At 47.4% G+C, this 12,380-nt stretch carries 10 protein-coding genes; 9 read left to right on the top strand and 1 reads right to left on the bottom strand.

Features of this window, described 5'->3' with window-relative positions:
- Positions 1-2,911, bottom strand: a 2,911-nt coding sequence (locus tag HMPREF1051_RS02870) for a DUF6531 domain-containing protein (protein ID WP_003764182.1), incomplete at its 3' end; no start/stop codon positions are given.
- Between the two features lie 543 nt (positions 2,912-3,454).
- Between HMPREF1051_RS02870 and tagF the strand changes: the two genes are divergently transcribed.
- The 9 genes from tagF to tssG all read left to right on the top strand — a co-directional run bounded on the left by tagF (position 3,455) and on the right by tssG (position 12,300).
- Complete coding sequence (tagF, locus tag HMPREF1051_RS12935; RefSeq protein ID WP_003764194.1) at positions 3,455-4,006, top strand: type VI secretion system-associated protein TagF; 552 nt, start codon at positions 3,455-3,457, stop codon at positions 4,004-4,006.
- A gap of 4 nt (positions 4,007-4,010) precedes the next feature.
- Positions 4,011-5,078 carry a type VI secretion system protein TssA gene (tssA, locus tag HMPREF1051_RS02865; protein WP_003764169.1) on the top strand — a complete coding sequence of 356 codons (1,068 nt, stop codon included), beginning with the start codon at positions 4,011-4,013 and terminating at the stop codon, positions 5,076-5,078.
- 68 nt (positions 5,079-5,146) lie between these two features.
- Positions 5,147-5,665: a type VI secretion system contractile sheath small subunit gene (gene tssB, locus HMPREF1051_RS02860; protein WP_003761725.1), complete on the top strand. Its 519-nt coding sequence runs from the start codon at positions 5,147-5,149 to the stop codon at positions 5,663-5,665.
- A 33-nt stretch (positions 5,666-5,698) separates the two neighbouring features.
- Positions 5,699-7,198, top strand: coding sequence for a type VI secretion system contractile sheath large subunit (tssC, locus tag HMPREF1051_RS02855; protein WP_003761727.1), 1,500 nt, complete (start codon positions 5,699-5,701; stop codon positions 7,196-7,198).
- Positions 7,199-7,286: 88 nt separating this feature from the next.
- Positions 7,287-7,769, top strand: a complete 483-nt coding sequence (locus HMPREF1051_RS02850) for an Hcp family type VI secretion system effector (RefSeq protein WP_003761730.1) — start codon at positions 7,287-7,289, stop codon at positions 7,767-7,769.
- Between the two features lie 159 nt (positions 7,770-7,928).
- Positions 7,929-8,744, top strand: coding sequence for a type VI secretion system accessory protein TagJ (locus HMPREF1051_RS02845; RefSeq protein WP_003764196.1), 816 nt, complete (start codon positions 7,929-7,931; stop codon positions 8,742-8,744).
- Between the two features lie 33 nt (positions 8,745-8,777).
- Entirely contained in the window at positions 8,778-9,290 is a 513-nt protein-coding gene (gene tssE, locus HMPREF1051_RS02840; RefSeq protein WP_003761733.1) for a type VI secretion system baseplate subunit TssE, read from the top strand.
- A complete protein-coding gene (locus tag HMPREF1051_RS02835) occupies positions 9,287-11,263 on the top strand; it encodes a type VI secretion system baseplate subunit TssF (protein WP_003764142.1) in 1,977 nt (658 codons plus the stop codon). Before tssE ends, HMPREF1051_RS02835 begins: the two co-directional genes overlap by 4 nt.
- A complete protein-coding gene (tssG, locus tag HMPREF1051_RS02830) occupies positions 11,260-12,300 on the top strand; it encodes a type VI secretion system baseplate subunit TssG (RefSeq protein WP_003764176.1) in 1,041 nt (346 codons plus the stop codon). Before HMPREF1051_RS02835 ends, tssG begins: the two co-directional genes overlap by 4 nt.
- Positions 12,301-12,380 lie beyond the last annotated feature (80 nt).

Raw genomic sequence — 12,380 nt, 5'->3', positions numbered from 1 at the left:
CTTGAATGCGTCCGATTTTGTCGTAAACGTAATTAAGGACACCGCTTCTTTGGTCGGCGCTTTGGATCAGGTTGCCGGCTTTGTCGTAGGCGTAGCGGCGGTTGACGGCGCCGCCGGCCAGCGGGTTTTGTTTGCCGCGGGGTGTTGGTGTGCCACTCCAGACGGTACGCTGGCTTTTCAGACGACCCATGGGGTCGTAGTCGTACAGGCTGCTGATGCTGCCCTGGGTCCTTTGGATTTCGCGGTGCAGTTTGTCGCGTTCGATGTCGGTGATGACTTCGCCGTCGAGGCTGATTTGGTGCAGGTGTCCGCTGCCGTAGTAAAGGTAATCGATATGGCGGCCGTCGGGCAGGATGGTGCGGATGCGGTTGCCCAGCGGGTCGTACTGGTAGCCTACGGTGGCGCTTTGGCCGTTGTGGACGGTGGTTTCGCCGATGAGTCGGTCGAGTTCGTCGTAGGCGAGTTCGACGCTGCTGTGTTGGTTGCGGGCTTTGGTCAGGTTGCCGGTAACGGGGTCGTATTCGAAACGGGTGCGGTTGATGCCTTCGTCTTTGCTTTGTCCGTTGCGGCCGGAGACTTTGCGGCTTTGTTTTTCGATCAGTTGGCCGAGGATGTTGCGTTTGAACCGGTGGATGTGCCAAGTCTCGGGACGGTCTTTCAGACGACCTTGATCGGTGCTTTGACCGTATTCGGTCTGTTGAATCAGTTGTCCGGCGGCATCGTAGCCGTAGGCGGTGATTTTGCCGTCCCAGCCGGTTTCTTGGATCAGGTTGTCGGTCGGATCGTAATCGAGACGGTAGGTTTCGCCGTTTTCGTTGGTGAGGACGGTCAGACGGCGGGCTTTATCGTAGGCGTAGGCGAAGGTATGGCCCAGGGCGTTGGTGCGTTTGAGCGGCAGTCCGTCCACTGCGAGTTCGTAGGCGGTTTTGGCGCCGAGTCCGTCGATGTGGGCGGTCAGCCGGTTGAGGCGGTCGTATTCGAAGGTTTCGTGACTGCCGTCGGGATAGTCGGTACGGACGGGGTTACCTGCTGCGTCGTAGTGGTGTCGGGTGGTATGGCCCAACGCATCGGTAACGGTTTCGAGATCGCCGTATTCGGTGTAACCGAAGCGGGTGGTTTCGCCGGTACAGTCGGTGAAGCTGACGAGTTGGTCGAGGGTGTCGTAGTGTAGGTGTCGGGTTTTGCCTAAGGCGTCGGTAATGGTTTCGGGCAGCCATCGGGCGTTGTAACCGTAGCTGGTGGTGTAACCGGCGGGGTCGGTAATGCTGACGAGGTTGCCGCGTCCGTCATAGGTATAGGCGGTAATCCTGCCTGCGGGATCGTTGACGGCAACCGGCAGGTTGAGGGTTTCGTGGTAGTCGATTTGGGTGCTGCTGCCGTCCGGCGCGGTAATGGCGATGACGTTGCCTTCGGTATCGTAGAGATAGCGGGTTTCGCGTCCGAGGGGGTCGCGTTCTACGGTAATGCGGCCGTAGCTGTCACGTTCGCTGTCGCTGCGTTGTCCGTCGGCATCAATGCGGTAGACGAGTTCGCGGTTTTCGTCGAAACCGTACACTTCCGTCCGTCCCAATGCGTCGGTAACGACGGTATGGTCTTTGCGGTAGTCGAACGTCCATTCTTCGCCGAGGTTGTTGCTGCTTTTGAGCACTTTGCCGTCGGTGTCGTAACGGTCGTATTCGTAGCGGGACACCAGTCCGTCGGGCTGGCTGTGTTCGACCATGATGTGGTTGCGGTAGGCGAAACCGCGCAGTTTTTTGCCGTCGCGTCCGTAAACGGCGGTCAAATCGCCATAGCCGTCATAGTCGTAACGCACCAGTTCCTTGCCGTTGAAGGTGACGGAGGTGAGGCGGTTGACGTAGAAACGCTCGTCTTCGGAAACGAAGACGTCCCGTTCTCCGGCAGGGTCGAAGTCGGGATCGTTGTCATTCAGACGGATAGAGGAGAATACGGGTTGGAAGTGTCGGCCGCTGCCGTCGTAAATGCTGTGCGGCAGCCCGTTGTCGTCGTAGCAGAGGCGGATATGGCGGCCGTTGCGGTCGAGTTGGGCGACCAGTTGGAAAATGCCGCAGCCGGAATCGACTTCGGCAAACAGCAGCCGTGCACCGCCGTCGGGGGAGGCTATTTGGTAGAGGTCGTCTGAAATCTGTGAAAAGAAGATTTGTTCGTAAGGATCAAAATAGGCGTCATCCAGACCGTAGGGGTCTTCCTCAGCGGAAGCAGGTCTTGGTGCGGCCTCTTCCTCATATAGATCGTCTTCATCTTCGTCGGCTGCGGAATAAGGCTCTTCCGCTTCGTCGCTGATATCCGGCAACGAAATTTCCCTGCCCTGCTCATCAATATAAAGGAAACCGTCGGCAGTCCGGACAAGACGCATGGAGAACGGCAGCGACCAACCTTGTCCCAGCCAGCCGTTGCCTATTTGGTCGGAATAGTAGCTGCGCTGCCAAACAAGGGGAAGCGGGGAATCGAAGGCAAAGTCGGTCTCGGTATCGTCAAATAGGACTTTGATACCGAGCACTGCGTTTACGGGGTTACCGATAGCAGCAGCTACCTTACAAGGAATACAGTGGCCATGACCCGAGGTAACTACCCCGCCATCGAAGCCCATGCCCATGCCGCCGCTAAAACCACTGACCATTTTACGGGAAGGCGGCTTGGGGCCCGGCTGACCGGGTATCATGGACGCAAGGGAAACCAGTTCGGATATGGCATCAACTGCATCGGCTGCAGCAGAATCAGGCGCAACTATGGAAAGGGCAGTGGAAGCAACATCGGCAACCATCTCTATCACATCCACTGGTCCGGCTGCATTGGTCAGCGGCTCAGGTGGATTGGCAGAGCCTTGAGACACCATGGCTGGTGCTTCAGGTTTGGGGATGAGAATACCGAAAGTATTACCGAAAGAGGCCATGGGTTTACTCCCTCCGTCGAGATTTTATTGATATTGAAATGGAAAACCTAAGTTGCTTACAGATTTACAAGTTTGAATCAAAATTGCTTTTGAATATATAGTGGATTAAATTTAAATCAGGACAAGGCGACGAAGCCGCAGACAGTACAGATAGTACGAAACCGATTCACTTGGTGCTTCAGCACCTTAGAGAATCGTTCTCTTTGAGCTACGGCGAGGCAACGCTGTACTGGTTTAAAGTTAATCCACTATATTTTGAAAATAGCATGACACAACGCGAAGATTATAACAAACAACAAACTGCAAATAAATTGTAAAGTAAGACACTAAAATAATAAAAAATGTTCCACAAATACTTCTTTATCATACAAATATTACTTTAGTTATTCTTTTAATAAGGAAAAAAATATATTAATACATAAACCAAAATTATGGTAAAGTATATATACAGTGGCTATGGCAGACATAACTCATAGCCAAAGCATAATCGATACCTTAAGTAACTTTATCATTTGTTAATTTTACATTATGTGATTGTTATTTATGCAGCAAAGCGAAATCTACTTTTTCGGAAAACTAAATCAGTCTCGTGATTTTATTGTTTCTGAAAATCTCCAAACTAATGATAAAAACTTTTGGGACGGATGGTTTGATCGTTGCAACAACCAAGACAAACTCATTCCGTTTACCCGAAAAGCGCTTTCTGTATCGCGGATTTGGCTGTTTTGCATTAAACTGCCTGATAGCATTACCTATATTGGGCTAACGGCACTCAGCTCAGACCAAACAGGTCGACAATATCCTTTTGTACTGTTCCAAAAACCTTATTCTCTTCTAGAACAGTTAAAGTCTATTAATTTTTTCTCTCAAAACATAGATTTTTTTAACCAAACATTAATAAATGGTAAATGTATTATAACAAATTGTTTAGGTACACTTTATAAGTCTGACCATCCGTTACCCGAGCCTTTCCTTAATTTCTTATCTAAATCAGATAACATTGGCAGCTTTTGGCTGGACTGCGAAAGCGGTTACCATATAGAAAGAGACGGAGAGCCCACCTGCTCTCTGTTCAATAAAATATTTGGATTATAAATAGATGAATACATTTCCCTTATGGGCAGAACCTATTTCCGCTGACACCCCCGAAGGGGTAAATATTGAATACGACAGCCGCTTTTTAGAGCTTCAAAGCGCTGCCGAAGGGAAACCGGAAAGGCAATATGGCGACACCATCATCCCTGCTGAAGAGCCTGATTGGGCAACAGTAGAGAAGCTGTGCAATCAATTGCTGGCTGAATCGAAAGACCTTCATGTTTTGTCCTATTACACACAGGCGCTCACTGCAAAACATGGCCTGGTTGGCTTTTGCGCCGGTTGTGAAGCCATCAAAACCAATGTAGATTTGTATTGGAGATCCCTATATCCCAAGCTCGAAGATGAAGACGGCGAACCCGACCCGTTTTATCGAATCAATGCGCTAAGTGCATTCACTACGCATGACGGCATCGCCAAAGAAGTATTTTCAGCCAAATTATTAGTAAACGGACTGACCCAACAGCCTATTACCGTTAAAGAAGCAGTTTCCGTCTTGCAAGGCAATGACCCGCAAAGCTATCCGGGCGGCAAAGAACGTTTGATGCTCGATATCAGGGTAAGTGCCGATACCGGCAAACCGGAATTGATTGCCTTAATCCAGGCATTAGACCATCTGAAAGATATTCAAAACACTTTCTCGACCCAGCTGCAAGACGAACACTCACTCAATTTTGAAGTGATTCAAAAACCGCTCACCCTGATCCACAAAGCCATCAATTACAACGATGGAAGTACCCCGCAGCTGCAACAGGCTGAACAAACAGAACAACCCGCTGAAACGCCCGTTTCGACCATTGCTCAAGAGCAATCGACCCTTCAAGAAGCGGATGCATGGCGTCGTCTGAATATCAAAAATCGGGCTGATGTCGATTTGGCTTTGGAAAAAATCTGCATCTACTTTGAAACGCTGGAACCCAGCCACCCTGCCCCGTTATTTATCCGCAGGGTACAGCGGCAAATGAATATGAACTTCTACGACATCATGAAAGATATCAGTCCTGAAAGCATTGCCAATCTGGAAGTTTTGATCGGGAAGCAGGACGAAGAAACGGGAACTTCCAACGAATAAGCTAGTCTATCCGCAATATTTAAAGTTCGTTTAAATAAACAACTTTTATCATTTAAAGGTCATTGAATATGTCACGAAACAAATCATCCGGACAAAAATTTATTGCCCGCAACCGGGCGCCTCGCGTACAGATTGAGTACGATGTAGAACTTTACGGTTCTGAGAAAAAAATTGAGCTTCCATTCGTTATGGGGGTGATGGCAGATTTGGTCGGGAAACCCGTAGAGCCGCTACCTGAATTGGCCGAACGTAAATTTTTGGAAATTGATGTAGATAATTTCGATGAACGCATGAAAGCCCTCAAACCGCGTGTCGCATTTAATGTCAAAAATACGCTTACCGGGGAAGGCAACTTGAATGTAGAGCTTGAATTGGAAAGCATGGATGATTTCTCTCCGGCAGCAATAGCCAAAAAAGTAGGTCCTTTAAACGAACTCCTACAAGCGCGTACAGAGCTTGCCAACCTGCTTTCATATATGGATGGTAAGAGCGGTGCTGAAGAATTAATCGGAAAAGTCTTGGGAGACAGCGAGCTGCTGAAAAGCCTTGCAGCCGCACCTAAAGCAACAACCAAAGACGAGCAGTAATTTCAGATGAAATCAATAAAGTGAGCGTGAATCATGACTGAAAAGCAATTAGACATCCAAGGGGACAGCGGCGCGAAAAGTGTGTTTGCCGCAAATGAATTTGAACAGCTGCTGCAAAAAGAATTCAAACCCAAAACTGAAGAAGCCAAAAGTGCTGTCAATAATGCCGTAGCGACACTGGCACAGCAAGCTTTGCAAAACGCCATTACTATTTCAGACGACACTTATCAAACCATCGAAGCGATTATTGCAGAGATCGACAGAAAACTTTCCGAACAGATCAATTTGATTCTGCATCATGAAGATTTCCAAAAGCTGGAAGGCGAATGGCGCGGCCTGCATCATTTGGTTACCAATACCGAAACCGATACTTTGTTGAAAATCAAAGTATTGCCCATCTCCAAAAAAGAAGTTGCCCGCAATTTAAAACGCTTCAAAGGCACCGCTTGGGACCAAAGCCCCCTATTCAAACGCATTTATGAAGAAGAATACGGCCAGTTTGGTGGCGAGCCTTTCGGCTGTTTGATTGGCGACTACTATTTTGATCACTCTGCACCCGATGTGGAAATGCTCAATAGTCTTGAAAAAATTGCCGCCGCCGCACACTGTCCGTTCATCGCCGGCGCATCCCCCAAACTGATGCAGATGGAATCTTGGCAAGAGTTGGCCAATCCTCGTGATTTGAGCAAAATTTTCCAAAATGCCGAATATGCCCCATGGCGCAGTCTGCGTGATTCCGAAGATTCGCGTTATATCGGTTTGGCCCTGCCACGTTTCTTATCCCGTCTGCCTTACGGTGCCACAACGAACCCTGTCGATGAGTTTGACTTCGAAGAAGAAACTGAAGGCGCGGATCACAACAAATACACATGGGCCAATGCGGCTTATGCAATGGCGGTAAATATTAACCGTTCATTCAAATATTATGGTTGGTGTACCTCAATCCGCGGCGTGGAATCCGGCGGTATCGTTGAAAACCTTCCCTGCCACACATTCCCGACGGATGACGGAGGCGTGGATATGAAATGCCCAACCGAAATCGCCATCAGCGACCGCCGCGAGGCCGAATTGGCAGCATTGGGATTCATGCCGTTGATTCACCGTAAAAATACCGACTTGGCCGCGTTTATTGGTGCTCAATCGCTACATAAACCGTCTGAATATTATGATCCTGATGCTACCGCTAACGCCCGTTTGTCTGCGCGTCTGCCTTACCTGTTTGCGTGCTGTCGTTTCGCGCACTATCTGAAATGTATCGTACGCGACAAAGTCGGTTCGTTCCGCGAGCGTGAAGACATGGAACGCTGGTTAAACGAATGGATTATGAATTATGTAGATGGAGACCCGATTAACTCCACTCAAGAAACAAAAGCCCGTAAACCGTTGGCCGCTGCTGAAGTGGTTGTGGAAGAAGTTGAAGACAATCCCGGATATTACACTTCCAAATTCTTCCTGCGTCCGCACTACCAACTCGAAGGCCTTACCGTTTCATTGCGCTTGGTTTCCAAACTGCCTTCGGCTAAACAGGAATAGTCGGGTTTGGTTTATTTAGGTGGGCATGCTCATGCCCTGTTGTTAAATCCCTTAATTTTTTTAACCTTTTAACAAGGAGAGTAAAAACATGGCTATTGATATGTTCATGAAAGTTGAAGGTGTTAACGGCGAATCAAAAGATTCTAACCACAAAGACTGGACCAACATCGAAAGTTTTGACTGGGGTGCCGAGCAACCCGGTTCGATGACCAGCGGTGGTGGCGGTGGTGCCGGTAAAGTCAATTTCAATGACTTGACCGTAGTTGCCGCTATTGACAAAGCCGCTCCGACCATTCTGAAAAACTGTGCTACCGGCCAACACTTGAGCAAAGTAGAAATTTCTGTATGCAAAGCCGGTGGCGAACAGATCGAATATTCGCGCACTACTTTGGAAGATGTCTTGGTAACCGGGGTGAAATTCATCGGTGTACAAGACAACGATGCGCTGAAAATGCGTTATTCATTCCAAGCTGCCAAAGTGAAAAACCAATATTGGGAACAAACCGATAAAGGTTCTAAAGGCGCTGAAGTTCAAATGGCCTTCAACATCAAAGAAAACAAATCCGCATAACCACTATGCGCATTTAACTGCAGAAGCCTGGCTTAAAAGGCGTTTTAAGTCAGGCTTTATTACAATAAATTTACTTTTCAGACGACCTCTGTCTTCCTGAAAAGTTAATCGGGTTTCGACTATTACACACTTTATACAAATAAATAAGGAGTTGCTGGGATGGATTTGAAGACTAAATTAACGGACATGATTGGGCTTGTACGTTCAAATCCTGACAATCAGGAACACCGTTTGGCATTGATTCAATACCTCTGTCTGAGTGCCAAATGGGAACAGGCTTTAAAGCAAATCGGGCAATACCAAAAACTGTTTCCCGATACTCAAAAGCCTCTGATGCTCTACCTTATTGAAAACATTTCTGCCGAAATGCGTCGTCAAGCAGTCTTGGAAACACAGCAAAAACCCAAAACTCTGGAACAGCACGCAAGCAAACTCGATATTCTTCAAAAACAACTCTCTTTAGTTGCTCATGTTGCAGAGAAAAAAAGCTCTGCCCTCACTGCCGACTACGAAGCCTTATCCGACTGTATCGACGGTACACCGGCACACATCACTTATCTTCTGGCAGATAAATCGGTTGCCGAAACCGACAGCAACTGGATTATGGATGGCGACGTACGTACTGCTTTTGTTTATGAATTCTTCTATCAAGGCCACTACTATTGGCAAACTTGGGACTCTATTGAAAGTATAGCTTTCAAAGCACCCAGCTCATTGCTCGACATCATCTGGAGGTCGTCTGAAATCAAATTTACCGACGGCGAATGTATCCAATGTACCAGTCCTGCCCGCTATGCTGTTTTACCGGATGCAGAAACCAAATGGTCGGATATGTTGATGAACTGCTCACAAACAGACTGGATAGAAGTAGCCGAACAGCTCTTTACAGGCATGGGTCAAAAAACCCTGTATACCGACAGCCATGATTTTGGTCTCTTGGATATTCGCAATATTAAATTCGGACAACAGCGTTAAACCTTATCCATCCTCCGACTATCGCAATCAATCATGTCGCAATTCAGAAACCAACTGCTGCCTTCTTTGTTTGACAGACTGACAGATGAAGAGCCGCGCAAAAAAAAAGAGGCACGCCCCGATCAGGTCATCAATCTTGACCAATATCGGCAGGCAGTGCTGCGCGATATTCTTTACCTGCTGAATACCTGCAACATGCAAGCGGAGACCATGGAGAAAGATCTGCCTGTTAACGTGCGCTCGTCCACACTCAATTACGGCATTCCGCCCCTGTCGGGAGTGAATTTCTCCGATATAGAATGGCAGGATGTAGAACAAAACATCAAACAAGCCATCATCGATTTCGAACCACGCCTTGAAAGCAAAACCCTGCAAGTTATCGTGAATACCGTAGACGATGATGACGATGCTTTACACAACAAACTTATTATTGAAGTCAAAGGTTACCTGAAACTCAATCCTTATCCCAAAGAGTTCCTGCTACGAACCAGTATGGATGTCGAGACCGGGTTGTTTGACTTGTTAGATGGGGGAAATAGGTCTTGAACAACAAGTTATTGTCTTACTACAATAAAGAACTGACCTTCCTGAAGGAAATGGGCAGGGAATTTGCACAGCAATATCCCAAAATCGCCTCCCGATTAGCACTGGATACAACCGACATCCCCGACCCTTATGTCGAAAGGTTATTGGAAGGTGTAAGCTTTCTCACTGCCCGCACCCAACTCAAGCTGGATGCGGAATATCCCCGTTTCGTACAAAGAATCTTGGAAGTCGTTTACCCCGACTTCATCAATCAGAAACCGGCAGCAGCGATTGTCAATTTGGAACCTACCGGTCAATACAACGCCGACGTGATCAATCTACTGGAACGTGGCAGAGTATTGCGCTCATTACCCATCGACGAATTCAAAGTAAGTTGCCCGTTTTCCGTAACCAAAACCACTGAAATCCTACCTTTACGCATAGAAAAAGCCAAATATACCGATTCGCTCGGCTATTTACCAAGTACGCTTCCCGCGCTCAAGGCATCTGCCGGGAAAAAAGTGCAATCTGCCTTGCGTTTGGACTTCTCACTCAGCGTACCTGGCTCATGTTCGGAAATGTTGCCGGATGAATTGTCTGTGTTTTTAGGTACGGAACTTTCTAAGTCATCTGCACTGCTGTTTTTACTGGCCTCCGAATGCGTGGGCATCGTTTGCCACAGTTATGAGAACCCCAAACAATGGTATTACCCGTTGTCCTCCAAACCGGAACATCGGGGATTTCGGGAAGATGAAGCCTTATCGTTTAATTTGGACAAATCCGTCAGCGCATTCCGAATTATGCAAGAATACGCGCGACTACCGGAAAAATTCCTGTTTGTCGCTCAAAAAGATATCAAACAAGCTGTCCGTCAGGCTGAGAATGACGGACATTTGCCCAAAGTACCCGAACATTTGGAAGAAATCGTAAACGATAAGGGTGTCAATAAAAAAATCATTACCTATCGCAAACGTTATTTCAGTCTTTCATTTTTATTCAGCAACAAAATACCTGAATTGACAGAATTGATTGGTGTAGAGGATTTTTCCGTCAATGCGGTGCCTGTGGTAAACCTTTTCAGAAAAAAAAGCTCCCGCTTCCCTGTAAACATCCAAGACCAGGAACACCACGTTATCATCGACCGTACACAACCTTTAAATTATGAAATCTACGCCATCGAACAAGTAAAAGGTTTTGACACCAACAACCGTCAAACCGTTGCATTTTCACCGATGTACAAAGCGCCGGATATGGGGCTCTTCCCCGAAGCCCAAACTCAGCATGCTTATTTTTCAGCACGGCGTGCAGACAGAGTCCCATCGGAAAATTCTGTCAAAAACGGCTTCCGTTCTTCCTACTTGGGCAGTGAAGTATTTTTGTCTCTGGCCGACAATCGGGATTACGCTTTCAATTCCGGCATACAGCATCTTTCCGTAGATGCCTGGTGTACCAGTAGGGATTTACCGCTGATGATGCCGCGTGACGGAGAGTCCGATTTCCTGATTGAAGGTTTCCTGCCGGTTAACTCTATTAAGCTGATTTCTAAGTTAACACGTCCTCAAGCGGCTGTGAGTGAGGATCGAACGCTTTGGTCGTTTTTAAACCAATTAAGCTTAAACTATCTGTCATTATTAAACATCGATCAGGAAGATGCACCCGTCACCTTAAAAGAGCTTTTAATGGTGTTTGTTTCTTCCGAAAATGATTTGCTGAAAAAACAGATTGAGTCGATTACACGTGTTGAGACCTCCACCGTGAACAAGGTGGTCCGTCATTACGGAGTTGCAGCGCCTGTTCGAGGCATCAAAATCACGGTTACACTGGATGAAGCGCAATTGGGCGGTATCCATCCCTTCCTGTTCGGCTCGGTTCTGAACCATTACTTCCAACGTTTGGTGTCGATTAACTCATTCATACAGCTTCAAATTGACACGCTCCAACAAGGACATATGGCTACTTGGCCGACTGCTGTTGGAGAGAGGGTAATCGTATGAGTCCGGTTAACGCTCAAACAGATTTTGGCGACGCATTGGACGATACATGGGATGAAAAACTGACGGGCTTTTTAAACAAAGTTGCCTCCCAGTCCTATAAATACGATTATTTTTCACTCTTGCGCCAGCTTGAGTCCGTCAAATTTGTTACCGGCGGGAAATTATTGGGCAAAGCCGTCAGCCCGAAAATGGAAAAAATAAGGATTCGCCAAGAGCCATCGCTTATTTTTGCTCCCCGCAACATCCAATCGGTTGCCTTATCGCCGCGTTATGTGGAAATTTCCATTAATGGGTTCGGTTTGTTTGGCCCATCCGGCCCCCTGCCCCTGCATTTGACCGAATATGCCTATGAGCGTCAACACCAACACGGCGACCGGACATGGACCGGTTTTGCCAATATGTTGCAACACCGTCTGGCTGTCTTGTTCTATCGGGCATGGGCCAACGCTCAGAGCATTATTTCTTTAGATAAAAATGCTGAAGACCGTTTCGGGAAATATATCGCCAGCTTTAATGGGCTGGATACACCGGCCATACATAACAAAGGCTTAATCCACGAATTTGCCAAGCGTTATTTTGCCGGCCTGCTGATGAAGCAAAGCCGTTCGGCAGCCAATCTTCAGCAATTACTCAACCGTTATTTCAAAGTCCCCGTTACCATTCAAACCAATGTTGGGTATTGGGTTGAGGTTGCGGAAGAAAAAACACAAATCGGCATCATGGGTAACTATACGCTGGGAGATGGCCTGCTGCTGGGCGACAAGCTTTACGATGTTCAAAGCAAATTCCGCATTATTATCGGTCCGCTTACCCTACCCGCTTACCGATCATTCTTCAAAGACGGTATCAATACCGCCCGCCTACGGGAGTGGGTAAGGTTGTTTGCCGCAGATGAATATGAATGGGATATACAGCCTGTTTTAATGCAAAAAGAAGTACCGCTCATGGACTTAGGCGGACAAACACAACTCGGCTTAACAACTTGGCTGGGGAATGTTTCCCGTGATGCCGAAGACTTGATCGTCAGCAACCATTAAACAGCTTTTTCAGACGACCCCTTTGTTGAGAAAAGCTTCTTTCAAACTATTTTTAGACATACTTGGAATAACTTAATTAA

The sequence above is a fragment of the Neisseria sicca VK64 genome, from assembly GCF_000260655.1.
Classification (GTDB): Bacteria; Pseudomonadota; Gammaproteobacteria; order Burkholderiales; family Neisseriaceae; genus Neisseria; species Neisseria sicca_B.
The sequence above is the reverse complement of the archived record's forward strand: the minus strand, read 5'-3'. Positions and strand labels throughout refer to the sequence as shown.